This window comes from Neobacillus terrae (assembly GCF_011393025.1).
GTDB lineage: Bacteria > Bacillota > Bacilli > Bacillales > Cytobacillaceae > Neobacillus_A > Neobacillus_A terrae.
This window is the reverse complement of sequence record NZ_JAAOEO010000001.1, coordinates 112,982-138,799: the sequence shown is the minus strand read 5'-3', so window position 1 is coordinate 138,799 and position 25,818 is coordinate 112,982. Positions and strand designations below refer to the sequence as shown.

Sequence of the window (25,818 nt, the reverse complement as noted above, 5' to 3'; positions counted from 1 at the left end):
GGGATTACATAATCGTGTGAGCCGGCTCAGCATGAAGAAGCTGTATAATTTCATTATTTTCGCCCATTATTGCAACCTTTGGTTTATGACTTCCCACTTTTTCCTCGGCAACCATAATATAAGAAATGATAATAACGGTATCTCCAGGCTGTACAAGCCGAGCGGCAGCCCCATTTAAGCAGACTACGCCGCTCCCTCTCTCACCGGGTATAATATAGGTTTCAAGGCGAGCACCATTATTGTTATTAACAATTTGTACCTTCTCATTGGGAATCATCCCAACTGCATCAAGAATGTTTTCATCTATTGTAATGCTGCCAACGTAATTTAAATTAGCTTCCGTTACAGTAGCACGATGTATTTTTCCGTTCATCATGGTGCGGAACATACCTATTAATTCCTCCTTCTGCATTCCTATTTTACGGACATAATTATATTATCAATGAGCCGTACCTTTGAGAATTTTACAGCAATGGCCATTATAATAGAACCTGAAGCTTTATCAATCGGCTTTAATTCAGGATAGCTGTAGATTTCAATGTAATCTATATTTCCTTGTGATTCATTTAAAATAGTGGTTTCTATGATTTTCTTCAGCTCGGGAATATCCCTTTCGCCTTCCTCGATTGCTGATCGGGCTTTCTGCAGACTCCTATAAAGGGCAGCGGCCTGTTCTCTTTCATAGGGTTCAAGATTAACATTACGGGAGCTTTTAGCCAGTCCATTCTCTTCCCGGACAATATCCACTGGAATTAATTTAATAGGAAAATTAAAATCCTTTATTAAGGAATCAATTACTGCAACCTGCTGGGCGTCTTTTTTCCCAAAATAGGCTCTTGTTGGCATCATAATGTTAAAAAGCTTAGTCAGAACAGTAGCTACACCATCGAAATGCCCAGGCCTCGATTTTCCGCATAGGACATCAGTACGGTCCTTTACAATTACAGATATTGATGCTTCACTAGGATACATTTCCGCAACAGAAGGATAAAATAGGAAATCAATATTTTCCTTTTCAGCAAGGCTCCGATCCCGTTCAAAGTCCCGTGGATACGTTGCAAAATCTTCATTAGGCCCAAATTGAAGCGGGTTAACAAAGATACTCATTGCCACAATATCATTTTCCTTACGGGCATTCCTGAGAAGTGTTAAATGTCCTTCATGCAAAAAACCCATAGTTGGAACAAAACCAACTGATTTTTTTTCTGCCTTAACCTGTTGAATGATTTCCTGCATCTCTTGAACTGTAGTAATTACCCTCATTTTACTCCTCCGTATAAACCTTTTAGCTCTTCTTCCTTCATTGTAAAGGAATGCTGGTCTTCAGGGAATCTGATATTTTTAACATCCGAAACATAGGATTGGATTGCTTCAAGTATTTGAGGTTCCAGCGCAGCGTATTGTTTTACAAACTTTGGCACCCTGGTAACTCCATACGTGAGAATATCATGGTAAACAAGCACCTGGCCATCGACTTCCATTCCTGCCCCTATTCCGATTATCGGAATGGAAAGGATGGAAGAAATTTCGGCGGCAAGCTGCTTAGGAACACATTCAAGAACGAGTGCAAAGGCTCCTGCCTCCTCGCATTTTCTTGCATCATCTATCAGCTTTCTTGCAGCAGCTGCTTCCTTCCCCTGGACCTTATAGCCTCCAAGTACACCGACCGATTGTGGTGTCAGCCCCAAATGGGCACAAACAGGAATTCCGGCTTTTGTAAGTGAAGAGATTTTTTCAATAACCTCGTCTGCTCCTTCAAGTTTAACCGCATTTGCGCCAGTCTGCTGGATAATGCGGCCTGCGTTTGCTAAAGTGTCTGAAATGGAGAGGTGGTAGCTTAAAAATGGCATATCAACAACGATAAAGGTATCCTTAGCACCGCGTTTAACAGCTTTTCCATGATGAATCATATCTTCAACTGTTACAGGTATAGTTGAGTCATATCCAAGGACTACCATTCCCAGGGAATCACCAACAAGTATGCAATCGACCCCGCCATGCTCTGCTTGCTTAGCTGAAGGATAATCATAAGCAGTTAACATGACAATTTTTTCGTTTTTTTCTTTCATTTTTATAAAATCGGTTGTTTGCTTCATAATCTACTCCTCCTTTTTTAGAAGAGGCAATAAAACAATCATTGAGTAATTTGTTTTAGTCTCTGTTAAGGGAACATGCTCCCTTTCTTTTAGAGTAGGCTTTGTTCTTGCCTGTTGATTTCGGCTCCCAGCGCTTGCTTTCCGCGGGCGAGCCGGAAGCCTGTCAAACTTCAGCACCTAGCCCCTCGAGGTCGCTTCAGGCCTGACGTTGAAGTAAAGAACGACTTCATCGTCAGGCCCTCCAGCGCTTGTCGGGGCTGACCAAGGCGCTGACGTTCTTCTTTCTCCTCGGCGCTGTGGGCCTGCGGGGTCTCCCTAGGCACGCTTTTCCCGCTGGAGTCTTGCGCCTTTTGCTCCGAATCAACTTAGCTAAGAATCTACAAAGACTTTAACATAGCCTTACAAAAAAACAGTAATACTTAACAGAGTTAGCTCTAAAAACAAATAAAGGGATCCTTCTGAAGGCAGAGGATCCCTAATACTCATGTAAATGTTTCATCCCTCTGTCCTGGTCCGGCAACGGATCTAGGCAGAAACTATATTTAATTATGTTTAAAGTAATTTAGGTGCAGCTCCCCAGGATACCGCCCAATCGAATTATAGCAAAAATAGGTGAAAGTTGGCTAGCAGGAATAATAGAAAAATTAAAGTTCTATATCTGCAGAATAGACTTGATGAATAACGCCATCCTTATCCTCAATCTTTAAGACTCCGTCATCTGTAATCCCTAAAGCACGTCCTTCTATAACGGAAGTGAGCGTCCGGGCTTTTAATGTTTTCCCAATACTCACTGCATAGCTTTCCCATAAAAGTTTGATGGGTAAAAATCCATTTTCCAGGTATATGGAATAAAGCTTTTCAAGATGAGCAAATACACTTTTGATTAATTCTGTCCTCGAGACTGCTTCCCCCTTTTCAATTAGTAGCGAGGTAGCCGTTTGCTCAATCTCCTCGGGGAAAGACTCTTGATTTACGTTAATTCCAATCCCAATAATTACGGAATTAATCCTGTCTGCTTCAGCCTGCAGTTCAGTAAGAATACCCGTAACCTTCCTGCCATTGATGAGGATATCATTTGGCCATTTAATTTCCGGAACGAGCCCTGTGACTTCTTCCATCGCCTGAACCACAGCTACAGCAGCAAGCAGTGTCAATTGAGGCGCACGGGCTGGCAGGATATTAGGCCGCAGAATAATGCTCATCCATATTCCCGTATATTTTGGTGAATGCCACTTCCGGTCCATTCTCCCCCTTCCGCTTACCTGCTCTTCAGCCACAACTACTGTGCCTTCCGGAGCATCATCATTGGAAAGCTGATGGGCTATTTTTTGAGTTGAACCGGTACTTTCCTGGTAATCGATATTTCTGCCGATGAAACTAGTTTTCAAACCAAGCCTGATTTCGTCTTCTGTCATCCTGTCAGGTGTATGTAAAATCCTATATCCTTTTCTTCTTACTGCTTCCAATTGAAAGCCCTCTTTCCTTAATTCCTCTATGTGCTTCCATACAGCAGTCCGGGAGCAGCCTAGAAGTTCTGCAACAGCCTGCCCCGATAAATAGGAGTCTCCTGCATTTGTAAAAGCATCGAGAAGTTTTTTTCTTAGCTCTGATTGCACTTTTTCAGCCAACCCCTTATCTCTTCCGTATTGTTCTTCAAATGTCCTTTTAAAACAGCCCACTCGGCCATCTCAATCATTTCCTTAACCCATGGACCCCCAGGTTTTTGAAACCATTCCATTAGAAGGTTTCCGCTAATCCTAAGTTCAGAGCGGTTTTTGATTGGCAATGCTTCATATGCTTCTTGAAGCATATTCACTGCATCCTGGTCCCTGATGCCGGAGACCGTTTCAAAAAGCCGATAAGCAGAAATAATTTGCTCCTTGCCTGCCGTATAGAGGTCCATCAAATCAAATTCCCTATCCAGTCTTTTGGTAAAAAAGAATAGCAGGGATTGAATCTCTTTTATTTGCCTGGTCGGCAGCTTCCATTCTTTCAAAAAGGAGCTGGCTTCTTCTTTAATACAAAATAAAAGCAGAGCCCACATCTCATTAAGTGTTAAATCTCCGCAGGCAAACTCTGAGAGTTTGTTAAGGTCATCCTCTTTACCTGCCAAACCTGGCAGGAAGGAATAAATCTCTGAATCCACAAGGAGTGCAAGGGCATTTTGCCGATTCCTGCCTTTAAGCAGCTTTTCAAATTCTGCAGACTTTCGCTCCACAGCTATTTTTAGCAGCAGCTTTCCATTTTTCTTTAAGGCATCAAAAGTTCCCTTATCAATTACAAAAGAAAGCTGACTCACAAAACGGACTGCTCTCATCATACGGAGGGCATCCTCACCGAAACGTTCTTCTGCTATTCCGACTGTCCGGATCATTTTCCCTTTAATAGATTTCTGGCCTTCGAAGGGATCGATTAACTTTCCTTCTGCCGTCATAGCAATTGCATTCATGGTAAAATCTCGGCGCTGCAAGTCTTCCTTTAAGGAACGTATAAAGGAAACCTCTTTTGGCCTGCGAAAGTCTTCATACTCAGCCTCAGATCTAAAGGTAGTGATTTCGTAGGTTTTTTTGTTATGAAAAACCAGAACCGTTCCATGTTCAATCCCAACATCTGCTGTTTTATGAAAAACTCTCTTTACTTCTGCCGGGGTGGCTGAGGTAGCAATATCCACATCACTAATAGGTCGCTGCAAAAGATAATCCCTGACAGACCCGCCAACAAAATAGGCCTCGTATCCTGCCTCAATCAGCTTTTTCAAAACAGGAGCAGCTTCTTGAAAAGGTTTAATCATAAACTTCCCCTCTGCCTAACAGCTTAAAATATAAATCTTCATATTGGCCTACAATAACATCCGCTCTGAACTTTGTCCGGACCGTTTCTAATGCATTGGAAGAAAGGCGCTGATGAAGCTCAGGATTTTTTAACAGCATAATCGCTTTATTGGCTACATCATCAATATCACCAAGATTACAAAGATAGCCCGTATCTTCATGGTCAATTACTTCTGGTATGCCCCCAATTTTAGTACCTATACACGGGACACCACATGCCATAGCTTCAAGTGCGACAAGTCCAAAGCTTTCCTTTTCCGATAACAGGAGCATTAAATCACTGATTGAATATAATTCTTCTAGATTTTCCTGCTTGCCAAGCAATAAAACCCTATCCTTTAAACCAAAATCACCAACAAGTTTACAGACACTCTTCATTTCCGGGCCATCACCCACCAGCAAGAGCTTTGAAGGAACTTTTTCTGCTATTTTTGCAAAAGACCTTACTACGTCCTTAACACGTTTTACAGGACGGAAGTTTGAAACATGTATAACAACCTTTTCCTCTTCCTTTATTCCAAACTCTTCCTTTAAATGCAGAAAATCGCCTTTTTGATAAACTCTTTCATCAATAAAATTATAGACAGTCTCAATTTGTTTGTCTGGATTAATCAAATCATAGGTTTGACTTACTAGTGAATTGGAGACTGCGGTTACGGCATCAGATTTCTCGATTCCAAATTTAATGGCATCTGATAGTGATGGATCGTATCCCAATACTGTAATATCAGTTCCATGTAAAGTGGTTACTATTTTCATATCCCGGCCGCTCATCTGCTTTCCTAATATAGCACAAACGGCATGGGGTATAGCGTAATGCGCGTGGAGTATATCCAGCTTTTCTCTGTTTATAACTTCAGCCATTTTACTGGCAAGAGCGATATCATAAGGCGGATATTGAAAAACAGAGTATTGGTTGACTTCCACCTGGTGGTAGTGAATATTATGGTAAACTCGTTTTAGGCGAAAAGGGAGGCTCGAAGAAATAAAGTGTATTTCATGTCCCTTTTCGGCTAGCAATTTTCCCAGTTCAGTAGCAACTACCCCAGAACCTCCCACAGTAGGGTAACAGGTAATGCCTATCTTTAACTTCCTCATTTTTATTCTCCTAATAAATCACGATTTAACAGGGGAGGATTTTTGGTTTTAAATCCTTCCGCATATTGAACTCCAGCCTGTTTGCCAAATAGCCGCTCTCTCGATTCTACCGTCTCAACATACCCGTTCGTCAGCGGGGTATCCACACCCTCATCATTTTTTACAAACTGGCTTTCATATGCATTTAACGAAGCTATCTTTTTATCCATATATTCCGATATATCAATGAGAAAATCGGGGTGATGGAACCCATTAATCATATAAAAGTGAACGTTTTTCGCACGGTGAGGTTCATTGTTACCAGTGGTTTGAAATTTTTTTATTCCCGCGGAGAACACAGCCTCTTCAACAATCCGTGCACAATTCCCATGATCTGGATGCCGATCCTGGAAATAAGGCGCAAAAACCAACTTTGGTTTATACTTCCTTATAACCTCCGCAACCTTCATTATGTATTCTTCTAATAAAAACAGCCCCCTGTCGGGAAGCCCTAGTGAAGTTCGCTCGCTAACACCAAGAATCTCTGCTGCCTTTGCAGCCTCTTCTTTTCTTAATTCTACTGTTCCGTTTGATGATAGATTTGCGTATGTTAAATCGCAAATAGCAATCTTTTTTCCTTCTGCAGAAAATTTGGCTATGGTACCTGCCATGCCGATTTCAACATCGTCGGCATGGGCACCAAAGCATAATATGTCATAATCGTAGCTTATCATTGATTCTCACCTTTATTTTCATTTCGAAGCTCGCGCCATTCCAGCATACCTTCCTCAACGCCTTTAATTAGAATTTCAGCTGTCCCCATATTGGTAGCAAGCGGAATGGAGTAAACATCACATAACCTCATTAATGCCGAAACATCAGGTTCATGGGGCTGGGCAGTAAGCGGATCTCTAAAAAAGAAAACGGCATCCATTTTATTTTTCGCAATCATTGCCCCAATTTCCTGGTCTCCCCCTAGAGGGCCGGATTGAAATCGATGAATCGATAATCCAGTAGCTTCCTGAATTCTTGTACCGGTTGTTCCCGTAGCGTATAGGGTATGCTCAGAAAATATCGCCTTGTAGGCAGTGGTGAATTGAACCAGGTTATCTTTTTTCTTGTCATGAGCGATTAGCGCAATATTCATTTACATAACCCCTATTCTAGAATATTTTCAAGTCCATATACGAAGGTATCCAGTTTCATTGCTGTTTCAACAGCAATTTTCACACCCGACATAAAGGAACCTCTGTGATAGGAATCATGACGGATAGTGATCGTTTGACCTTCAGATCCAAATATTACCTGCTGATGCGCAATTAAACCAGGCAGTCTAACAGAATGTATTCGCATTCCATCATAATCTGCTCCCCTTGCGCCTTGAATAGTTTCTTTTTCCTTTGGATGGCCCTGCTTTTTTGCTTCACGAACCTGAGAGATCATTTCAGCTGTTTTAACTGCGGTGCCGGATGGGGCATCCAATTTTTGATCATGATGCATTTCAATAATTTCTACATCACCAAAATATTTAGCAGCCATGCGGGAAAATTTCATCATAAGAACAGCACCGATTGCAAAGTTCGGAGCAATGATGCATCCGAGGCTTTTTTCATTGCAGATGGCTTCAAGCTCATCTAGATCCGATTTAGAAAAACCTGTTGTCCCTACAACAGGGCGCACGCCATATTCAAGTGCTGTTTTCGCATGGTACATTCCGGTTTCGGGAGTTGTCAGGTCAATCAGTACATCTGCTTGGGTTTCCTGAAAACATAGCTCTATATCCGTATAAATGGGAACATCTATATTTTGAAACCCATCAAGGTCGCTAAGTTTCATACCATTGTTCTTTCTGTCCAAGACAGCTGTCAGCTCAAATTGGTCTGTATTTTGAACCAGATATACAGCCTCTTTTCCCATTCGGCCACGAGGGCCTGCAATAACTATTTTGATTTTTTTCATGTTTATTCACTCCATATTGTCAGGATTAATTCTAGTCCAGCGGTCTTTATCTCTTGTATTAAATTTTTTCATTACATAGTCATGAGCCTCTTCAAGGTTGATATTCTGTGAGTTTGCAAAACAAATTATAACAAATAGCAAATCACCTAGTTCTTCCTCGACTGTTTTTTCGGCTTCATTAGATTTCTTTGGTTTCTCACCATAATAATGGTTTACTTCCCTGGCCAATTCTCCCAGTTCTTCTGTCATCCTTGCCATCATGGCAAGCGGGCTGAAATAGCCTTCTTTAAATTGGCTGATATATGTATCTACTTCCTTCTGCAGCTCCTGCAGCGATTTCCCTTTACCCATTCTGCAACACCCCAAATTCTGTATACACTGCATTTCAAAATATATATACCTTATCTGAAGACTAAGGTACTCGGCTTTTCTTTCATGTTAGCTAAATTAAGAACTATTTACAAATATTTTCGTTCGGTTTTCTAAGTGTTGCTTTTTATCAATTGATATAAGACAATCTATCCTTTATAATAAAAACCGCTTGCTTTGAGAAAATAACGGAAAGAAGGAGGAAGGACAATGATTTTTGGCCTGAGACTGAAAAATACTTTCTTTATCCTGATTGGGGCTGCGATTCTTTCCTTTGGTCTGGTAAATTTCAATATGCAAAACCATCTTGCTGAAGGAGGATTTACCGGGATAACTCTTTTATTGTTCTTTATGTTCAAATGGAACCCTTCCTATATAAACCTGATCTTAAACATTCCTCTTTTCTTTATTGGCTGGAAACTCCTAGGAAGGAAGTCATTCCTTTATACTTTAATCGGCACCGTCGGTGTTTCAGTATTTTTATGGATTTTTCAGCGCTACCCCGTTCATATGCCTCTCTATAATGACATGACGCTCGCAGCATTGTTTGCAGGAGTAGCAGTTGGGGTTGGACTTGGAATTATATTTCGCTATGGCGGAACAACAGGCGGTGTAGATATTATAGCAAGGCTTGCCCATAAATATGCCGGATGGAGTATGGGCAGAACAATGTTCTTATTCGATGCAGCTGTAATTGCTCTTTCGCTTTTAACCTATTTGAATTACCGGCAGGCAATGTATACTTTAGTCGCGGTGTTTGTTGGGGCTAGAGTAGTTGACTTTATGCAGGAAGGGGCATATGCTGCAAGGGGTGCCATGATTATATCAGACAATAATGAAGAGATTGCCAAAAAGATAATGAGTGAAATGGACAGGGGAGTTACCGCGCTCAGAGCATATGGATCCTATACCAAAAGCGAACGAGATGTATTATATTGCGTAGTTGGCCGCAATGAGATAGTGCGGCTTAAAAATATTATTAACTCCGTTGATCCGCATGCTTTTGTATCCGTAAACGCAGTACATGATGTAGCTGGAGAAGGATTCACACTTGACTCGGATAAAAAGCCGATAGAAAACTAATGAGAATATGGATAAGGAATGAGTATGATTTCCAAGATATGGTCCTCGTGGAAAAACTCCATCATCCAGGCATTAAGGGACTAAACTTTGTTAGAAACCGTCACTATTGCCTTTCGTACTATGGCTTTAAGGACAAGTTCCTCTTTGACATTTATTATAGAAACAAACAAAACCCGGCAATGCCGGGTTTTGTTTATTCTATGATAATAATAAACACACTGTTTTCAGCGCGTTTAATCATCGTTTCTGCTCATACCTGTATAAATTAGTACTAGTCTGAGCAACTCAAGGACTGCCACAGCTGCTGCTGCAACGTATGTTAATGCTGCTGCATTAAGAACTTTTCTTGTTTGCCTTTCTTCTCCCCCGGAAACGAGGCCAAGCGATACCACCTGCTGCATCGCCCTATTTGAAGCATTAAATTCCACAGGCAGAGTGATAATCTGAAATAATACAGCTGCTGCCATAAAGAATATTCCTAATAAAATCATTCCTGATAAATGTGCAAAAATACCAATCAAAATCAGTATCCATGAAAAGTTAGAACCTAAGTTGGCAACGGGTACGAGCGCATGTCTAAACCGTAAAAAGGCATAACCCTTTGCGTCCTGTATGGCATGGCCAACCTCATGGGCTGCTATAGCAGCTGCTGCAAGTGAACGGCCATGGTAGATATCCGGTGACAGACGTACTATTTTAGCCCTCGGATCATAGTGGTCGCTGAGGAACCCGCTGCCCTGTTCCACACCTACATTATAAATCCCATTTGAATTTAAAATTGTCTGTGCAACTTCGGCTCCTGTTCTATAGGAGGAAGATTGTACCTTAGAGTATTTGGCAAATGCACCTTTCACTCTCATTTGGGCCCAAAGCGGGACCAGAATAATTATCGCAAAATAAATTAAGTACATTTTGGACCCCCATTCAGCTCTGGTTGTAATTCATTTTAATGACGGCCGTTTATTGAGTCAATTTTTATGCTCTCTTGAACGGTTTTTCCGCTCTTCTTTATCTCCTTTATATTTCCTCCAGCCTACATATGATAACGTCATGGTGATAATACTTCCAGTTGAAATAATAACCCACCATATCGAAGGATCAGCTTGGTCTTCATCCATTTTGGAAAAAATATTTTCAAGATCCATTTGGGCTGTCTCCAATTCCTGCTTCCCTTTAGAATCAAAGATATCCTTTGGAAGAGAATGATCAATGGCATCAATTCTAGCATCCAGCCTTTGAATATCTTCTGCAGGAATATCAATTTTCATACTAGGGTACACAACATCATAGAGGGACAAGAAGCGGTTAAAGTGATCATGAAAGGAGACAGCATCTTTTTGAAAGGCTGCGGATTTAGCCTGCTGGAAAGCACCCATCACCTGCTTTTCCATTTCAACCCAGAGAGGATGACGGCCGCTGGCAAGCGCATCAACCGCAAGGCGGAATTTCGTTACCTTATTCATACGATCTTCATACTTCATACTCGGGCTCGCTGCAGCTTCAAGGGCTTCATCATGTGAGATGGTAATAATTCTTAATTCATCCATTGTCAGAGGCCTGTCTTTTTGCGAGACTTGCGGAAACTCATTTGAAAAATAGTTTAATATTGTTTTTGCATCATCATATCTTTGAGACTTCACCATTTGAAGGGCTTCGTCTGAAATTTCATCTAGTCTTTCTAAAGGTGACAGCTGTTCTGCAGCTGTTGCAATTGGCATTATAAAAAAAGCAAAAACGATGGTCAGCATCCATTTTACCTTCATCCCTGTCCCCCCTTGCATACTACTAGTAATGTATGCAGGGATGGACAAGTAAAGACCTCTTTTTAAATCAATGAATGTCTAATTTAAAGTGTTTAGGGCGCAAGCAGAAATAATAGGCTATGCCTAAAGATATTATTGACAGCCAAAAAGTAAAATAGCCAATTTCAGGGATATATTTATCAAGATCTTGATAGCGCGGGAGCATAAAGAAAACATAATCAATTATATCATTATGTAATGTCCAGATGGCCGCAACAAAGAAATGCCACCATTTAATTTTGTAAAAAGGTGCATACAGGACTCCCTGTATGGCCATGGCACCGTGAGATATCATCAGCATCAAGCCTATTGGGTCTAGATATCCATTAACAAAATATACGAGGAGGTTCATGACAACCGCCCATATGCCATATTTAAAAAGAGTAACAATCGCCAAACTCTCTAATAATGGCCAGTTTCTCCCCAATAAGAAGGCTAATAGGACAAATACAAAAAACAAGCTTGCAGTTGGGCTGTCAGGAACAAACGGAAGAAAAATTGCCGGCGTATCTGCAAGCTGCCAGCCATACCAGTAATAGCCGTAGGCTGTTCCCGCTATGTTAACAATCAGCAAAAGCCATAAAAATCCCCTGTTTGCCAATATAGGATAAATCCACTTCAATGTTAATCCCCTTTTCTTTTGGCTCTTTTCATAAACTTTGTTGTTTAAAAGCAGTTTCTTCCATTTTCAACAATCTTTTAGAAAAAAGCCTTTCTATTTCAAATCATTCCATTAACTTTTTTGATCAGCAAATATGTACACGTTTTAAAAAAAGCTGACGAGTCTCGTCAGCTTTTTAATGGTTTTATTTTGACTTAAGTCCAGCAATGAATTCGGTAAGTGTTTTAAGCTGAGCATCTGTCCCTTTAAAAACACCTGGAGGCATTTTGCCTCTACCATGTCTTGCTATTTGAGCAATTTGTTCAGGTTTTAGGCCTGTATCAAACAATTTAGGACCCATGCCGCCGCCTAGTTCATTACCATGACAGCCAAGACAGCCATTTGTAGAAGCAATTTTGTAACCTTCTGCATTCTTATCAATTTTAGGACCAAAGGTGATTTTACCCTGGCGCTCCGCTTGAGCCCAGTCATGAGTTGCAACTGACTGCCAAGTTAGGAAAACAACAGCGGCCAGTGCTAACAGCATCATACCGGTTGCAACAGGACGTCGGATAGGGCGTCTTTCAGTTGAACGGTCAATAAACGGTGCAAGCAATAATCCGCCAAAAGCAAGGCCTGGAATAATAAATGCTCCGATAACTGTATAAGGACCTGATGCATAAGAATACTTTAACAATTGGTATAAAAATAAGAAATACCAGTCTGGCAATGGAATATAACCAGTATCCGTAGGATCCGCAATCCTTTCAAGCGGAGCCGGATGTGCGATAGTTAAACATAAATATCCAACTAGAAAAACTGCACCTACCATCCATTCTTTCAAAAGGAAGTTAGGCCAGAATGCTTCAGTTTTACCAGGGTATTCCGAATAATCTTTCGGAATGTTCGGTTTACGTTCTGATGGTGCCAATACACGAGAGTCACCTACGAACTTCATACCTTTACCGCGATGCATCGAGCAATCTCCCTCCTTTTTATGTATAGATAAACATCCGTCTATCTATATCGCCATATTTTATAGTGGTCCTGAAATACCCTGTTTGCGAATCATCAAGAAGTGTGCTCCCATCAGGCCAAGCAATACTCCTGGGAGGAAGAATACATGGATTGCAAAGAAACGGGTTAATGTTTGCGCTCCGACAATATGTTCATGGCCGGCAAGCAGGACTTTCACATATGAGCCGATAAACGGAGTAGCTTCAGCAATTTGAAGACCTACTTTTGTCGCAAATAACGCTTTCATATCCCAAGGTAATAAGTAACCAGTGAAACCAAGACCCATCATGACGAAGAAAATAAGTACTCCGACAATCCAGTTCAGCTCACGAGGTTTTTTATATGCTCCCTGGAAAAATACGCGTAATGTATGTAAAAACATCATTACCAAAACTAAACTTGCACCCCAGTGGTGCATGCCGCGAACGATCTGTCCGAATGCTACCTGATTTTGCAGGTAATAGACAGACTGCCAGGCGTTTTTAATATCCGGTACATAATACATAGTGAGGAACATGCCGGAAAGAATTTGAATTACAGTTACAAAGAACGTCAAACCGCCGAAGCAGTATACAAACGCAGAAAAATGGTGTGCCGGGTTAACATGCTCCGGTACCTCATGGTCTGCGATGTCGCGCCACAAAGGCGTAATATCCAAACGTTCATCTACCCAGTCGTAAATTTTGTTTAACAACGATTACGCCTCCTTCCGTGGTTTAGCCTGACCTAAATACAGGTAGCCGCCTTTTTCCTTGTACGGATACTCATCAAGTGGTGCTAATGGTGGTGTACCAGGAATGTTGGTACCGTCCTTTTCATAACGGCCATAATGGCAAGGGCAGAAAAATTGGTTCGGGTGCTCCTTGCTCGTATTCCAGCCAACAGTACATCCAAGGTGTTTACAAACAGGCGATAGGGCCATAATTTTCCCATTGTCATCCTTGTAAACCCATGCAGTGCTTGTTACTTCCGACTCATACCATGCATCTTTTTGCTTGAAGGTAAAGTCGACGCGTACAGGTTTTGATGTCAATTCATCTACTTTTTGCTTTGTCGGTGTGAAACTTCCGGATTCTTCAGCCCGTAAAACTGGATCAACAGCGAATCGAACCATAGGCATTAACATACCTGCAGCCATGAAACCGCCTACACCAGTCAGAGTATAACTCAAAAATTGGCGTCTAGAAACTCGATGCTTGCTCATGCTTTATCCCCCCTCTATTGACGAAGTGAAGTCCATCGGACATAAATTATACACATATAAAACTAGGACATACTCATGATATATCAATCTTTAAGCAAGGTCAATATAATAGTATAGCATTGTCCCTTCAAAATATAGTTTACTGATTTTCTCTCCATTTCTGGGTGAATAAATTCTGCAGCTGCTTTACCTGGCTTCCAATCAATGAGACCTTTTGTGATTCATCCATGCTTTCAAGAGGGAGCAGCGGCATCCATAATAAAGCCCCTGTAAGAGATGATTCTTGCATCCTCCAATCACTGTCAGAGGTTATATAAAATATATGTTTAAACTCGTTTTCTTTTAAACTTCTCTCCCATTCAAGCAGTTCTTCAAGCGGCTTGTCCATTCTTCCTTTTTTAAGATATGAATAAGCAGGAAAAAGAACCATTCTGCCTGTAAATTGCCTCTCTAATTGATTTGTCAGCAAGGTGATAAAATCGTGCATAGATGCAGATTGCTTCATCTCATCTCCGAATGAGACCGGATGCAGAGCGACCACTGCAGTATCAACAAACTCCTTTGCATTTATGTACATTTCAATATCATTGGGAATCCATTTCATTTTCCTCACTCCAGCATTTTAAACTTTCTTTTATCTTACCATGAAAGAAAAAAACCACAAAAAATTACTATATTAGATGAGATAACTTCTCTCTCAATTTGGCTTTGCTTCCTTTCCCTATTAATATTTCACAAAAAAGACAGGGAATCAGCACCCTTTCCAAGGACGAACCCGTCGAGCCTCCTCACTCGTGCATCTGACTGAGTTTGGCAACTCGAAAGTCATAGAGGTAAATCCTTATAGTGGTGTAGGATGTTTTGTCCCTGTTCAAGGACAAATCTTTTTAGGGGAGCATGAGTTTGTCTGTTAAGGACAGGAACTTTTTTTCCAAAACAAAAAGCCTGCCCTAAAGCAAGCTCCCATTACTGACGTGGCCTCTGATGCTATTTAATTGTTCCGTTAACAAACGGAACATCTCTTTATCCTGCTTGTCGAGAGCTTCATCAATTAAATGAAGAAGTTTTTCCCGCTGAAACCTTTCGATGCTGCTGTTTAAAAATTGTTCGGCAAACTCGCCGTCCTTCTCGTTTTCCTGCAAATGGGCAGGGATGAATGGGTTTTCCTCTAGAACTGCGGCATACTGGTGAATCTTATTTGAAGCATGAAAATTAAGTTGGATGTAAATTTCTTCCTCCCGATTAAGGCGAATATCATGAAAAGATTTTTCCGCGTCGGTGGTCATCACGTTTTCTTTATAAAAACGAAATGGAACTTTGTCAACGCAATGGGTGGACATGATCAGCCCTTTGGGACAATACTGCGCGTGTTCTACAAAATGGACTCTCTCCATTAATTGATCGTGGCTCATTAAATAGTTTAATATCCACACACATTCTCTTCTCTTTAGCTGATAATGGTTTAAAAACCAACGTATAAAATCCTTTTTCTCGTTGACAGAAACAGGGGTTGCCATTATAGATTCCCTCCTCTGCGTTTCTTTTTTCTTACATCCCGTTTACATTTCAGTCAGGCGTTCAAGTATTTCGAGGTACTCCCCGTTAGTTGGATCAATTTTTAGCAGCTGTTTAAAAATTTCGGCGGCTTTGGTGTTTTTTCCTTCCTCTAATAAAAAATATCCGTAATCTTGAAGAAAAGTTTCATTATTCTTTAGAAAAGTATATGCAGACTCATATTTGTTTAATGCATGTGAAAATTCTTCAATTCGGTGATAAGCTACTGCCGCATCCCATATCATCTGCGGCTCTTCCGCTTCCTCGACCTCTGTTTCCTTAATCAGGTCCAGTACATCTTCAAATCTTTCTTCATGAAGAAATAGTTTATTAAGTGTTAGAATGGCTTCTGTATAGCCGGGGTCAAGAGCAATTGCTTCTCTTAATAAATTTTCTGCTTCCTCTTCTCTGGCAAGCTTAAGCAATATTTTACCGCCATAAAAATATAATTCCTTACTAAACTCGTCCTGTTTAATGCCTTCTTTGATTGTATCAAGGCTTTTTTCCAGCTCTTCTTCATTCTCATAAGCCTTAGCCAGGTGAAGGTACAGAGAATGGTATTCCGGATCCAGCTCCTTCAACTCATTGAATTTCTCGATTGCAATCCTATAATAGCCTGCCTGCAGAGCAGTAAAAGCAAACCCGAAAAGTGTGTTTATTTCAAGCTTATCTTCTAAGGCTTTTTCATAATAGGGGAGAGCTTCTTCAAAAGCTCCAGATAAGCTTAGGATATCTGCTATTCTTTGGTTAACATCTACCCCTGCTACTTCATTTTGCTCCAACAGAACCTTTTTATAAGCCTCTATTGCCTTTGCTACTTCTCCCTGTTCCTTGAATAACTCTCCAAGAGCAAAATCGATTATAACTTCACCTGGAAGAATTTCCTTTGCGTTTAAAAGTTTCCGTTCACTAACCTCATAAAGTCCCTGCAGCTGATATAGGTCAGCCATTAGGAGAAGTGCCTGGGGGTAGGATGGGTCACTTTGGGAAATACGCTCCAGTACGAGAAGTGCCTCTTCTTCATTGCCTGCTTCAATCTGAATATCAGCCAGCAAAACTAGAAGTTCGCCTTCCTCGGGAAAACCTTTCAAAAGATCTTCAATTAGCGCTTTTGCTTCATTTAGAAACCCGTATTGAAAAAATTCCTCTGCCAAATCATATTTTTCTTCAGCAGTACCGTTTTTTAATAGCTTTTTATATTCTTTCATGGCAGTTTCATGATCGCCTTGTTCTAGAAGCTGGATGATTCTTTCTACTTTATCCATTTTATAAATCCTCTCAATCAACTATATTAATATGAAAAATAGGAAGGCGTAGTAACATTAATATGTTCGCCATAACCGGGTTTATATAAAACATCCTTGCCCGCCATGACAACCTTGCCTTTATGAACCGTTACAAGCAGCCTTTCTTTATGATAAAGAAATAAATCTTTTGTATCAACATTCAGGATTATTTCATTCTTATCATACAAATTATAGCTTAATTCGCCGCCGTGCAGGAGCCCTGCCCTTTCAGGCAATAAACCAATTTTATTTAAAACGGAAAGGGATAGCGGAATTTTATCACAGATTTCTTCAGCGAGGGATGGAATTCTTTCTATTTTCATCTTATCTTGCCATTCTGAAAGGATGGAGGATCGTTTTTTAGGTGAAACCTTATCTAGTACAGGAATGAGTGGGCAATTATATGGAAACAAAGCCTCTCTTATCCATCCCCATGGAACCTTGTCCAGTTCCTCCTTTTCTCCTATTTCAATAAAAATGGCTGGGAGCTTATCCTTCTTACACTTTCTTATTATTGCAGCCGTTAGCTGTTTAATGGGTATTCGGATACCAATCACATAATCTATCGGGGAGTTTATCAAAAGGCTCTTTTGAAGTTTAAGTTTTACGTCTATCTCTTTTTCGGAGGTAACTTTAACATATGTTAGAAGAATCGTACAGCCTTTTGATATGAAATGATCGATGAAATAATTCTTAAATGCCATATAAGATTCAGTTTCAGCAAAGCCTGTGTCAAGCACAGCAAACGTTGGAGTCATTACATATGGCCGCGCGTCCATTTTCATTAAGGCAGATTTTTGTCCAGATTGAAAAAGAGATACAATACGGCTTCCATTTACCATCAGCGTATTTTCAACCATCCGATTTTCTTTACGAATAATTGCATTTTCAATAATATAAGGCACAATGAACCCTCCTTTAACCCTCATAAGACAGGCTATTTTAGAACTTGTTCAATTATGCCAACTGAAAGTTATCTAAAAAAATAAACCAACCCCCATCGGTCAGTTCTTTTCATTTTATGAATTAGGGCCTCGGTGCTCTTCGAGATGCATGAACGTTGAATTTAGTCCAATTGCCAATTGGAGCGTGCATTTAGGAACTTAAGCAGGCAATTCTTTTTCGTAAACGTGCATTACTTCCTTGAAATCGTGCATTACCCAAAAGAAATCGTGCATTCATTACTAAGATTCGTGCATTTCTTTTAGAGAATCGTGCATTTCTTTAACAGCATTCTTCAATTCTTTTAAAAAGTGCTTCATTTCTTTCAAGATTTCTTTGTTTCTATTAAAAAATCTTCATTTTCTTCGAAAATTATTTCTTACCGAAAAGTTCTTTTTTTTCACAGAGCCCTTCTCAAGCAGGGTTCCTATTGTAAAAAAGAAGGCTATCCCCAGCCTTCTTTCCTATAGTCTAAACTTCCCTACTAGTCCCTAGAGTTCTGCTGCCATATTGGTTAGGGATATCGCAGAGGCTGTGATTTCCTCCATACTCGGTAGCGGTTCTGCGCACAGCTGGACACCATGTAGCTCGCAGAGGCAGATTCATCAGCAATACTGGAGATGGCGTCCATACTTCCTGCTATTTATTCGGCCACGGCAGCCCTTTGCAGAGTGGCGGAATAAACCAATACGATGTACGTGGCAACTTGCTCTTCAGTCTGCTGAATCTTGAATTGTCAACAGCCCTAGTAAGTTATTTTATTTTTTTTAGGTTATCAAGGTCTTCAAAAAATTTCGGGTAGGATACCGAGATAGCCTCCGGGTTCTCCAATATTGTTTCTCCCTCAGAAATTAAAGAAGCAACAGCAAGCATCATGCCAATTCTATGGTCTCCATGGCTGGATACACATGCTCCCTGTAAGGCTGTTGGCCCCTGAATGATCATTCCATCGTCTGTTGCTTCAATGTTTGCACCCATCTTCTTTAATTCCCCAACCACAGTATCTATCCTGTTAGTTTCTTTTACTTTAAGTTCACCCGCATCTTTAATAACCGTTACACCATCTGCCTGGGTTGCTAGAAGGGCAATGATGGGGATTTCGTCAATTAGCCGGGGAATCATTTCTCCGCCTACAGTGGTTCCTTTCAGCCTGGAAGAACGTATTAACAGAGTTCCTGCTGGTTCAGCCGCATCAAGGTCCTGTGAAAGGATTTGCAAATCCGCACCCATTTCATTTAGGACATCAACAATTCCAGATCGCGTAGGATTCAAGCCCACGTTTTCGAGAGTAATGGAACTTCCTTCTGATATTGCTCCTGCTACTAGAAAGAAAGCAGCAGAGGAAATATCGCCTGGAACCCGAACTGAGGTACCTTGTAGGTTTTGGCCACCCCTAACTTTAATATTGTTCCCTTCTTTTTCAACCGTTCCGCCAAATTGCCGAATCATGCGTTCAGTATGATCTCTTGTTGCCTCAGGTTCTGTAATAACGGTTTCTCCCTTGGCTTGGAGACCCGCAAATAATAATGCTGATTTTACCTGAGCGCTGGCAACAGGGAGTTTATATTCAAAAGAATTTAAAGCTCCACCCCTAACGCTGATGGGAGCGAAACCTCCGTTCCTGAAGTCAATCTTTGCTCCCATCTTGCTTAAAGGAGTCGCCACTCTTGTCATTGGCCTTCGGGCAATGGATTCATCTCCTTCAAGTACAGAAAAAAAGTCTCTCCCAGCCAGTATTCCCATCATAAGCCTTATGGTCGTTCCGGAATTGCCTACATTTAAAACTTCTTTTGGTTCATTGAGTCCTTGAAATCCGCTGCCATAAATCCTTAGTTCACCTGATGCGTGCTCTTCGATTTTTACTCCCAATTTACGAAAACACGAGATGGTGCTTAAGCAATCATCCCCGAGCAAAAAGTTAGTTACTTTTGTGATGCCTTGGGAGATACTCCCAAACATCACAGAACGGTGAGAAATAGATTTATCTCCTGGAATAGCAACAGTACCCACAAGACTCCCAGAATGTGATGTTAAAAGCCTAGTCTTCATTAAAATCTCCTTTATTTTCAGATTACCTTAAGAGCCATAGGAAGTGGCATAATTACTGTAATGAGCTATGCAGCTTGCTGCTTTTTGTCTGTCCTCATCAGTCTGAAAGCTGATTACCAATACACCGTAAATTTCTTCTCTGGTTTCGATAATACGAATATTAGTTATACTGATATTCTCCTTTGCAAGAAACCCGGTTATTTCAGAAATGACCCCTGGATAGTCAGGTACATCCACATAAAGATCATAAAAGGCCGGGATTGCTCCTTTTTCTCGTGCAGGCAAACCATCGCGAAATTTCTTTGCACCATTAAAGTAGCCAAATATGCCTTCCCCATTTTCTTCCGCAATCATTTGTTTTACTATTTCCATTTCTTTCTCCCAGTCATTTAAAAGATCCAGCAGCTGGTCGCGGTTGTGGAGTAAAATATCCCTCCACATTTCAGGACTGCTCGAAGCAATGCGTGTAATATCCCTAAAACCACCTGCCGCAAGGCGTGGAATAAGACTTTGGGTTACAGAAAGTTTTTCTGCCTGATGTACCAGTGAAGCAGCAATCAGGTGGGGGAAATGGCTTACCATACCTGTTATATAATCATGCTGGATAGGGCTTATTTCTATAAACTTAGCATTTGTTCCTCTTAGCCACTCTTTTAGCAGCACAACTTTTTCCGACGAAATCTGCTGGTCCGGCGTAAGTAAATAAAACGCATTTTCAAACAGAATTTCTTTTGCTGCTGTTATCCCGCTTTTATGGGAACCCGCCATCGGGTGGCCTCCGATAAACGTTATACCCTTCTGCAACAATTCTGCTGCACTTAACGTTATCTTCCCCTTTGTACTTCCTGTATCCGTTACGATTGCTCCTTGTTTTAACGGCAGTGAAGCGAGAGTTTTGATAATTTTTTCGGATTCCATAACAGGAGTAGCTATAATGATTAAATCTGCTTGCTGTGCTTCTTCCTCATATTGAATGCAAAAATCATCAATTATTCCAAGAGTCCTGGCCAATCTGGCGTCTTCTATTCTTAAATCGAACCCAATGATCCTACTGCCTTCGTGTGCTTTTTTAATACACATTGCAAGCGAACCGCCAATAAGGCCTAATCCGATGATTAATATCCTGCCTTCCATTTAATCCCCGCCCTATTACGAAAAGTATCTCTCTTCTATTGGATTTTAATAGATTATTTCAATACTCCAGACTGTAAATAATCGAGTATCAGGCTTTGAAGGCCTTCGTTTTGTTCCTTAGATCCAACAGTTACTCTTACACATGTAGGGAAACCAAGGGCTTTTCCGGATCTTACTATATAACCTCTTGACAGAAGATATTTAAAAACTTCATCCCCGTCACGTTTGAAATTGATTAAAATAAAGTTAGCCTGAGATGGGTAATATTCAAGACAATGCTCATCACAGAAACGGTAAAAAGAATTAAGCCCTTCCCTGTTCTGTTTCTTGCACTCGTTTAAAAATTCTTTGTCATCCACAGCTGTTTTAGCCGCGAGCTGAGCAAATGAACTGGTATTAAACGGTTCCCTTGCCGGCTCAAGGTTGCTGATAATCGATGGATGGGCTACCCCATAACCAATTCTCAAGCTCGCCAGCCCGTATATTTTTGAAAAGGTTCTTAATAAAATTAGATTTCCGTAGCGATTTGCTAAGTCCACTGTATCATGGTAATCTTCAGCCACCACATACTCTGCATACGCCTCATCAATTACAACAAGGGTATCCTTTGGCACTTTTTCCAGGAATGCTTCCAATTCATTATTTTTTATGTACGTTCCAGTAGGGTTATTTGGAGTGCAAAGCCATACAACATTGGTTCTTTCATCTATAGCATCCAGCATGCCTTCCAGATCGTGCTCTCCATTCACTAAAGGGATTTCCCTTATCTCTGCCCCTTCCAGAACAGCATTATGCCTATATTGAGGGAATGTTGGGGCTGCCATTACAGTATTAGCGCCGGGGTGCAGAAGCGCTCTTGAAATAATTTGAATCAATTCATCCGAACCGTTTCCAAAAATGAGCTGGCCTGGCTGCACATTCATCGCAGAGGAAAGAGTCTCTCTTAAGACAGTTGCATAGCCATCAGGATAAAGTTCAGGCTTTGGGGGATTTTCTCTCAGTGCAGATAGAACTTTTTTTGAACAGCCATAAGGATTTTCATTAGAGGCCAGTTTAACGATCTTTTCAAGGCCAAATTCTCTTTTTGTTTCTTCGATTGACTTCCCTGGCTGGTAAGGGGTTAAATCTAGCAGTTGTTCTTTCCATCTCATTTTCTTCACCTCATTAATTTACTTTCATCTATTAACGTACTAAAGTGACGCTATTTTTAGTCTACCATATTTTGTTCATTTATTCTTCTTCATTTAAATCCGGACGAAGTACTTTGGCACCTTCAAGATATATATGTTTAAGCTGCTTTTGTCCTTTTTCAGTATTGATATGCATCATCACTCGCACACACATTTTTAGCGATTCAGTAACAGCCATCTCCTGCATACACATAACCGGAACGTATTTCCACCCGTTTAATTCCCTTAGAGCCCTTGCAGGGAATCCTGCAGTCAAATCATGTGTTGCAGAAATAAAAACGGATGCAACCAGGTCTGGAGAAATGCGATTACTTTCAATCATTTTTCTTAGTAGCCTTTCAGTTGCAGCTTGAATTTCTGCTTCCTCATTTCTCCCGACAGTAATAGCGCCTCTCAAACCCCTAATCATAAATTACCTCCTATTGTTTAAATCCTACAAGCTGCTCACGCAATTCTTCCTCTGATAAAGGAACAATTACTGGTTTGCCAACGTCCTCCAACAGAATAAAATTAACTGTGCCTTCAACTGACTTTTTATCATGGAGCATTTTTTCTAAAAGGCCTTCTACAGTTAACTGTGCAGGGACTTCTAATTGATACCCTAACTTTTCTGCCCAGGCTCGGAATTCTGCCAGATTAAAATCCGTTTTGAAATGCTTCATACTTAATTCAAGAGCAAAGGCCATACCGATCATTACGGCCTCCCCATGAGTTATTTTCCCATATCCAAGTTCGGACTCAATGGCATGGCCAAGAGTATGGCCAAAATTGAGCACTGCCCTTAGCCCGTTCTCCCTTTCATCCTGTGCAACGATTCTGCCTTTAATTTTAATTCCCTTTTTAAGGCAATTAGCAAGTTCCTCTTCTTTTAAACTGCTAAGATCCTTAACGTTGGATAGGAGCCATTGATAGAATTCCTTATCCTGAATAAGAGCATGCTTGATTATCTCTGCAAACCCAGAACGTATTTCTTTTGGAGAAAGTGTTTTAAGGAAATCCAGGTCATAGAAAACGGCTTCGGGCTGATAAAAAGCCCCAATCATATTTTTTCCAAGAGGATGGTTAACAGCTACTTTGCCTCCTACTGAACTGTCATGGGCGAGAATCGTCGTTGGTATCTGTATAAAAGCTATTCCTCTCATATAGGTAGCTGCAACAAATCCAGCAAGGTCCCCAACAGCTCCTCCCCCAAAGGCAAGAATAACTGACTTGCGGTCCAGGTTATTTTTCAAGGCTTCGCTTATAGCTGAATAGTAGACTTCGAACGTTTTGCAGGCTTCACCCGAAGGTGCCTGAAAAATAATAGGAGTCAGGGGATTTAACTTATTTAATAAAAATGAAAGAAGGATTTCTCCTACCGTTTCATCTGTAATAATCATAACCTTGCTAAAGCCCTTCAGTTCTTTCTGCAAAAAGGGGGCTATTTCATTTGCGCTCCCGCTTCCTAGGAAGACATGATAGCTTTTTGACTGGGTTTCAATAGATATGCTTTCCATTAAAATTCCCTCGCAAATTCCCGCTGTCTGCGAATTTCCTCAGCAAGCGTTTCAAGCCTGTCACTGTAAAACTGGTCTGTAAGAGCACTTGCCAATTCCCAGGCAACCACATTTTCCATAACCACAGCTGCTGCAGGGACCGCACAGCTGTCAGAGCGTTCAATACTTGCAGCAAACGGTTCTTTTGTTTCAATATCCACACTTTGGAGTGGCTTATAAAGTGTTGGAATAGGCTTCATTACTCCTCTTACAATGATTGGCATGCCATTAGTCATTCCGCCCTCAAACCCACCCAGACGGTTTGTTTTTCTTGTATAGCCGTGATCCTTATTCCAGATAATTTCATCATGTACTTCACTTCCTGGCTTTCTGGCTGCCTCAAAGCCAATTCCAAATTCTACTCCTTTGAAAGCATTAATGCTTACAACAGCACCAGCAAGCCTTGAATCAAGTTTTTTGTCATAGTGTACATAGCTTCCAACCCCAATAGGCATTCCTTCGGCCATCACTTCAACTATCCCGCCGATGGAATCACCATTGTTTTTCGCTTCATCTATTTTATTCATCATTTCATTTCCAGCTTCAGAATCAAGACATCTTACTGGTGAGACTTCAGTTATTTCCTTCATTTCTCCGAGCGTATGATCTGCAAGATTGTACTTAGACTGAATTCCGCCAATATCGGTTACATGGGAGGCTAGTTCAACGCCGAGTAGTGATAAAAGCTTTTTAGCCACTGCTCCAGCTGCTACTCTTACGGTTGTTTCTCTGGCTGAAGAACGTTCAAGAACATTTCTCATATCCCTGTGCCCATATTTAATGGCACCATTTAAATCAGCATGCCCCGGCCGCGGCCTTGATATTTTTCTCTTGATATCGTCCTCCATGCCCTCTTCTAATGGCTCTGCTCCCATGATATTGACCCAGTGTTTCCAATCGTTGTTTTTTACAACTAGGGTCACGGGAGAGCCTAACGTATAACCATGACGGACACCTGAAAGTATCTCTGCCTGGTCTTTCTCGATCTGCATTCTTCTGCCGCGTCCATAGCCTTTTTGCCTTCTGGCCAATTCTGTATTGATATCCTCTGCTGTAAGCGGCATTCCTGCCGGAAGTCCCTCAATAATTACGGTAAGCTGTGGCCCATGTGACTCTCCAGCTGTTAAATACCTCATTCTCTTTCCCCCTTCAACGCGCTAAATTATTTTATTCAATATACCATACGAAAACAGATAATTATAGTAAAAAGTAAAAATTTTTAGGTGCCTTTTTATTTTATACTTTCATACCCTATTAATCCAAAAAGGGAGCCGCTGTCTGCTGGCTCCCTCAATATTTTTATTTTTTTTTGTAAAAAAATGTGTCTTCGGTTTCGAAATTATAAATATTGGGGTTAAATATCTGTTCTGTACTTCCAACAAAAAAAATACCGTCTTTCTTTAATGCTGCGCTGAATTTATGGTAAAGCCCGTCTTTTGCTTCTTCAGTAAAATAAATGAGTACATTGCGGCAAACAATCAAATCAAATGGACCACCAAATGGGTCAGCTAATAAATTTTGTTTTTTAAAAGTTACAGTTCGTTTTATTTCATCCTTCACATAGAAATATTCCTTTTCCTTTGTGAAATATAAATTTTTAATCTGATCAGGCGCTTCATTTAAAGATCTCTCAGGGTAGATGCCAAGCTTTGCCCTAGCGATAGCATTAGTATCCAAATCAGTTGCTATAATTTGAATATCTCTTAACGGAAGGAATTTATTCATAATCATCGCAAGTGTATATGGTTCTTCTCCAGTCGAACAGGCAGCACTCCATATTTTTGGCTGTTTGTTCCTTTCGAGGATCTTAGGAAGGATTTTTCTTTCAAGGACTTCCCATCGCTTATAATTACGGTAAAATTCTGAGACATTGATAGTCATTCTGTCCAGAAATTCATTTAAGACTTCATTATTTCTATTTAATTCGGAAAAAAATTCACGAAAATTCGAAAAGCCTTTTTTCTCATACAGAGAGGTTAATCTTCTTTTCATTTGTGCTTCTTTATAAAGTGAAAGGTCAATCCCTGTTTTTCTTTTAATATTTCCAACAAATTGCAGATAATCCTGACTCATGATTGAAACTCCTTGT

At 40.7% G+C, this 25,818-nt stretch carries 28 protein-coding genes; 1 reads left to right on the top strand and 27 read right to left on the bottom strand.

Going from position 1 to position 25,818, the window contains the following annotated elements; genetic code table 11:
• Nucleotides 1-4: 4 nt before the first annotated feature.
• The 10 genes from panD to G8761_RS00715 form a co-directional block, all read right to left on the bottom strand.
• Nucleotides 5-388 (bottom strand): aspartate 1-decarboxylase, encoded by a 384-nt coding sequence (gene panD / locus G8761_RS00760; protein ID WP_166022691.1) that lies wholly within the window; start codon nucleotides 386-388, stop codon nucleotides 5-7.
• A gap of 26 nt (nucleotides 389-414) precedes the next feature.
• The gene (panC, locus tag G8761_RS00755; protein WP_166022689.1) at nucleotides 415-1,263 is read right to left on the bottom strand and encodes a pantoate--beta-alanine ligase; all 849 of its coding nucleotides are present in this window, start codon (nucleotides 1,261-1,263) and stop codon (nucleotides 415-417) included.
• Nucleotides 1,260-2,096 carry a 3-methyl-2-oxobutanoate hydroxymethyltransferase gene (gene panB, locus G8761_RS00750; RefSeq protein WP_166022687.1) on the bottom strand — a complete coding sequence of 279 codons (837 nt, stop codon included), beginning with the start codon at nucleotides 2,094-2,096 and terminating at the stop codon, nucleotides 1,260-1,262. The genes panC and panB overlap by 4 nt, the downstream gene beginning before the upstream one ends.
• Before the next feature lie 644 nt (nucleotides 2,097-2,740).
• Nucleotides 2,741-3,712: a biotin--[acetyl-CoA-carboxylase] ligase gene (locus G8761_RS00745; RefSeq protein WP_166023285.1), complete on the bottom strand. Its 972-nt coding sequence runs from the start codon at nucleotides 3,710-3,712 to the stop codon at nucleotides 2,741-2,743.
• Nucleotides 3,697-4,887 (bottom strand): CCA tRNA nucleotidyltransferase, encoded by a 1,191-nt coding sequence (locus G8761_RS00740; RefSeq protein ID WP_166022685.1) that lies wholly within the window; start codon nucleotides 4,885-4,887, stop codon nucleotides 3,697-3,699. The genes G8761_RS00745 and G8761_RS00740 overlap by 16 nt, the downstream gene beginning before the upstream one ends.
• The gene (bshA, locus tag G8761_RS00735; protein ID WP_166022683.1) at nucleotides 4,880-6,025 is read right to left on the bottom strand and encodes an N-acetyl-alpha-D-glucosaminyl L-malate synthase BshA; all 1,146 of its coding nucleotides are present in this window, start codon (nucleotides 6,023-6,025) and stop codon (nucleotides 4,880-4,882) included. The genes G8761_RS00740 and bshA overlap by 8 nt, the downstream gene beginning before the upstream one ends.
• 2 nt (nucleotides 6,026-6,027) lie before the next feature.
• Complete coding sequence (bshB1, locus tag G8761_RS00730; RefSeq protein ID WP_166022681.1) at nucleotides 6,028-6,738, bottom strand: bacillithiol biosynthesis deacetylase BshB1; 711 nt, start codon at nucleotides 6,736-6,738, stop codon at nucleotides 6,028-6,030.
• Nucleotides 6,735-7,151, bottom strand: coding sequence for a methylglyoxal synthase (gene mgsA / locus G8761_RS00725; RefSeq protein WP_166022679.1), 417 nt, complete (start codon nucleotides 7,149-7,151; stop codon nucleotides 6,735-6,737). The genes bshB1 and mgsA overlap by 4 nt, the downstream gene beginning before the upstream one ends.
• Nucleotides 7,152-7,162: 11 nt before the next feature.
• A complete protein-coding gene (dapB, locus tag G8761_RS00720; RefSeq protein WP_166022677.1) occupies nucleotides 7,163-7,963 on the bottom strand; it encodes a 4-hydroxy-tetrahydrodipicolinate reductase in 801 nt (266 codons plus the stop codon).
• A 6-nt stretch (nucleotides 7,964-7,969) separates the two neighbouring features.
• Nucleotides 7,970-8,314: a nucleotide pyrophosphohydrolase gene (locus tag G8761_RS00715; protein WP_166022675.1), complete on the bottom strand. Its 345-nt coding sequence runs from the start codon at nucleotides 8,312-8,314 to the stop codon at nucleotides 7,970-7,972.
• 228 nt (nucleotides 8,315-8,542) lie between these two features.
• Between G8761_RS00715 and G8761_RS00710 the strand changes: the two genes are divergently transcribed.
• Nucleotides 8,543-9,415 (top strand): YitT family protein, encoded by an 873-nt coding sequence (locus G8761_RS00710; protein ID WP_166022673.1) that lies wholly within the window; start codon nucleotides 8,543-8,545, stop codon nucleotides 9,413-9,415.
• Nucleotides 9,416-9,648: 233 nt separating this feature from the next.
• Here the strand turns inward: G8761_RS00710 and G8761_RS00705 are convergent, their stop codons facing one another.
• The 17 genes from G8761_RS00705 to G8761_RS00625 all read right to left on the bottom strand — a co-directional run bounded on the left by G8761_RS00705 (nucleotide 9,649) and on the right by G8761_RS00625 (nucleotide 25,802).
• On the bottom strand, nucleotides 9,649-10,326 hold the full coding sequence (locus G8761_RS00705; RefSeq protein WP_166022671.1) for a zinc metallopeptidase: 678 nt from the start codon (nucleotides 10,324-10,326) through the stop codon (nucleotides 9,649-9,651).
• Nucleotides 10,327-10,383: 57 nt separating this feature from the next.
• Nucleotides 10,384-11,178 carry a sporulation protein YpjB gene (gene ypjB / locus G8761_RS00700; protein WP_166022669.1) on the bottom strand — a complete coding sequence of 265 codons (795 nt, stop codon included), beginning with the start codon at nucleotides 11,176-11,178 and terminating at the stop codon, nucleotides 10,384-10,386.
• A 67-nt stretch (nucleotides 11,179-11,245) separates the two neighbouring features.
• Nucleotides 11,246-11,839: a lipoprotein heptaprenylglyceryl N-acetyltransferase LhaT gene (lhaT, locus tag G8761_RS00695; protein ID WP_166022667.1), complete on the bottom strand. Its 594-nt coding sequence runs from the start codon at nucleotides 11,837-11,839 to the stop codon at nucleotides 11,246-11,248.
• 184 nt (nucleotides 11,840-12,023) lie between these two features.
• Nucleotides 12,024-12,794, bottom strand: a complete 771-nt coding sequence (locus tag G8761_RS00690) for a menaquinol-cytochrome c reductase cytochrome b/c subunit (RefSeq protein ID WP_166022665.1) — start codon at nucleotides 12,792-12,794, stop codon at nucleotides 12,024-12,026.
• Between the two features lie 60 nt (nucleotides 12,795-12,854).
• Nucleotides 12,855-13,529, bottom strand: coding sequence for a menaquinol-cytochrome c reductase cytochrome b subunit (gene qcrB, locus G8761_RS00685; RefSeq protein ID WP_166022663.1), 675 nt, complete (start codon nucleotides 13,527-13,529; stop codon nucleotides 12,855-12,857).
• 3 nt (nucleotides 13,530-13,532) lie between these two features.
• Nucleotides 13,533-14,039: a Rieske (2Fe-2S) protein gene (locus G8761_RS00680; protein ID WP_166022661.1), complete on the bottom strand. Its 507-nt coding sequence runs from the start codon at nucleotides 14,037-14,039 to the stop codon at nucleotides 13,533-13,535.
• A gap of 139 nt (nucleotides 14,040-14,178) precedes the next feature.
• Nucleotides 14,179-14,643 carry a YpiF family protein gene (locus G8761_RS00675; protein WP_166022658.1) on the bottom strand — a complete coding sequence of 155 codons (465 nt, stop codon included), beginning with the start codon at nucleotides 14,641-14,643 and terminating at the stop codon, nucleotides 14,179-14,181.
• A 346-nt stretch (nucleotides 14,644-14,989) separates the two neighbouring features.
• Entirely contained in the window at nucleotides 14,990-15,556 is a 567-nt protein-coding gene (locus G8761_RS00670; RefSeq protein ID WP_166022656.1) for a ReoY family proteolytic degradation factor, read from the bottom strand.
• A gap of 42 nt (nucleotides 15,557-15,598) precedes the next feature.
• Nucleotides 15,599-16,858 carry a tetratricopeptide repeat protein gene (locus G8761_RS00665; RefSeq protein ID WP_166022654.1) on the bottom strand — a complete coding sequence of 420 codons (1,260 nt, stop codon included), beginning with the start codon at nucleotides 16,856-16,858 and terminating at the stop codon, nucleotides 15,599-15,601.
• A 26-nt stretch (nucleotides 16,859-16,884) separates the two neighbouring features.
• On the bottom strand, nucleotides 16,885-17,784 hold the full coding sequence (locus tag G8761_RS00660) for a hypothetical protein (protein WP_166022652.1): 900 nt from the start codon (nucleotides 17,782-17,784) through the stop codon (nucleotides 16,885-16,887).
• Nucleotides 17,785-18,574: 790 nt separating this feature from the next.
• The gene (gene aroA / locus G8761_RS00655) at nucleotides 18,575-19,870 is read right to left on the bottom strand and encodes a 3-phosphoshikimate 1-carboxyvinyltransferase (RefSeq protein ID WP_166022650.1); all 1,296 of its coding nucleotides are present in this window, start codon (nucleotides 19,868-19,870) and stop codon (nucleotides 18,575-18,577) included.
• A gap of 27 nt (nucleotides 19,871-19,897) precedes the next feature.
• Nucleotides 19,898-21,004, bottom strand: coding sequence for a prephenate dehydrogenase (locus tag G8761_RS00650; RefSeq protein ID WP_166022648.1), 1,107 nt, complete (start codon nucleotides 21,002-21,004; stop codon nucleotides 19,898-19,900).
• A 53-nt stretch (nucleotides 21,005-21,057) separates the two neighbouring features.
• Nucleotides 21,058-22,155, bottom strand: coding sequence for a histidinol-phosphate transaminase (gene hisC / locus G8761_RS00645; RefSeq protein WP_166022647.1), 1,098 nt, complete (start codon nucleotides 22,153-22,155; stop codon nucleotides 21,058-21,060).
• 79 nt (nucleotides 22,156-22,234) lie between these two features.
• Nucleotides 22,235-22,603, bottom strand: a complete 369-nt coding sequence (gene aroH, locus G8761_RS00640; protein ID WP_166022645.1) for a chorismate mutase — start codon at nucleotides 22,601-22,603, stop codon at nucleotides 22,235-22,237.
• A gap of 10 nt (nucleotides 22,604-22,613) precedes the next feature.
• Nucleotides 22,614-23,690 (bottom strand): 3-dehydroquinate synthase, encoded by a 1,077-nt coding sequence (aroB, locus tag G8761_RS00635; protein WP_166022643.1) that lies wholly within the window; start codon nucleotides 23,688-23,690, stop codon nucleotides 22,614-22,616.
• Nucleotides 23,690-24,865: a chorismate synthase gene (gene aroC, locus G8761_RS00630; RefSeq protein ID WP_166022640.1), complete on the bottom strand. Its 1,176-nt coding sequence runs from the start codon at nucleotides 24,863-24,865 to the stop codon at nucleotides 23,690-23,692. The genes aroB and aroC overlap by 1 nt, the downstream gene beginning before the upstream one ends.
• A 163-nt stretch (nucleotides 24,866-25,028) precedes the next feature.
• Nucleotides 25,029-25,802: a CheR family methyltransferase gene (locus tag G8761_RS00625; protein WP_166022639.1), complete on the bottom strand. Its 774-nt coding sequence runs from the start codon at nucleotides 25,800-25,802 to the stop codon at nucleotides 25,029-25,031.
• Nucleotides 25,803-25,818: the final 16 nt, after the last annotated feature.

Coding starts and splice junctions, on each gene's coding strand:
- panD (WP_166022691.1), bottom strand. CDS start 388: ATGTTCCGCACCATGATGAACGGAAAAATACATCGTGCTACTGTAACG.
- panC (WP_166022689.1), bottom strand. CDS start 1,263: ATGAGGGTAATTACTACAGTTCAAGAGATGCAGGAAATCATTCAACAG.
- panB (WP_166022687.1), bottom strand. CDS start 2,096: ATGAAGCAAACAACCGATTTTATAAAAATGAAAGAAAAAAACGAAAAA.
- G8761_RS00740 (WP_166022685.1), bottom strand. CDS start 4,887: ATGATTAAACCTTTTCAAGAAGCTGCTCCTGTTTTGAAAAAGCTGATT.
- bshA (WP_166022683.1), bottom strand. CDS start 6,025: ATGAGGAAGTTAAAGATAGGCATTACCTGTTACCCTACTGTGGGAGGT.
- bshB1 (WP_166022681.1), bottom strand. CDS start 6,738: ATGATAAGCTACGATTATGACATATTATGCTTTGGTGCCCATGCCGAC.
- mgsA (WP_166022679.1), bottom strand. CDS start 7,151: ATGAATATTGCGCTAATCGCTCATGACAAGAAAAAAGATAACCTGGTT.
- dapB (WP_166022677.1), bottom strand. CDS start 7,963: ATGAAAAAAATCAAAATAGTTATTGCAGGCCCTCGTGGCCGAATGGGA.
- G8761_RS00715 (WP_166022675.1), bottom strand. CDS start 8,314: ATGGGTAAAGGGAAATCGCTGCAGGAGCTGCAGAAGGAAGTAGATACA.
- G8761_RS00710 (WP_166022673.1), top strand. CDS start 8,543: ATGATTTTTGGCCTGAGACTGAAAAATACTTTCTTTATCCTGATTGGG.
- G8761_RS00705 (WP_166022671.1), bottom strand. CDS start 10,326: ATGTACTTAATTTATTTTGCGATAATTATTCTGGTCCCGCTTTGGGCC.
- ypjB (WP_166022669.1), bottom strand. CDS start 11,178: ATGAAGGTAAAATGGATGCTGACCATCGTTTTTGCTTTTTTTATAATG.
- G8761_RS00690 (WP_166022665.1), bottom strand. CDS start 12,794: ATGCATCGCGGTAAAGGTATGAAGTTCGTAGGTGACTCTCGTGTATTG.
- G8761_RS00680 (WP_166022661.1), bottom strand. CDS start 14,039: ATGAGCAAGCATCGAGTTTCTAGACGCCAATTTTTGAGTTATACTCTG.
- G8761_RS00675 (WP_166022658.1), bottom strand. CDS start 14,643: ATGAAATGGATTCCCAATGATATTGAAATGTACATAAATGCAAAGGAG.
- G8761_RS00670 (WP_166022656.1), bottom strand. CDS start 15,556: ATGGCAACCCCTGTTTCTGTCAACGAGAAAAAGGATTTTATACGTTGG.
- G8761_RS00665 (WP_166022654.1), bottom strand. CDS start 16,858: ATGGATAAAGTAGAAAGAATCATCCAGCTTCTAGAACAAGGCGATCAT.
- aroA (WP_166022650.1), bottom strand. CDS start 19,870: ATGAAGACTAGGCTTTTAACATCACATTCTGGGAGTCTTGTGGGTACT.
- G8761_RS00650 (WP_166022648.1), bottom strand. CDS start 21,004: ATGGAAGGCAGGATATTAATCATCGGATTAGGCCTTATTGGCGGTTCG.
- hisC (WP_166022647.1), bottom strand. CDS start 22,155: ATGAGATGGAAAGAACAACTGCTAGATTTAACCCCTTACCAGCCAGGG.
- aroH (WP_166022645.1), bottom strand. CDS start 22,603: ATGATTAGGGGTTTGAGAGGCGCTATTACTGTCGGGAGAAATGAGGAA.
- aroB (WP_166022643.1), bottom strand. CDS start 23,690: ATGGAAAGCATATCTATTGAAACCCAGTCAAAAAGCTATCATGTCTTC.
- aroC (WP_166022640.1), bottom strand. CDS start 24,865: ATGAGGTATTTAACAGCTGGAGAGTCACATGGGCCACAGCTTACCGTA.
- G8761_RS00625 (WP_166022639.1), bottom strand. CDS start 25,802: ATGAGTCAGGATTATCTGCAATTTGTTGGAAATATTAAAAGAAAAACA.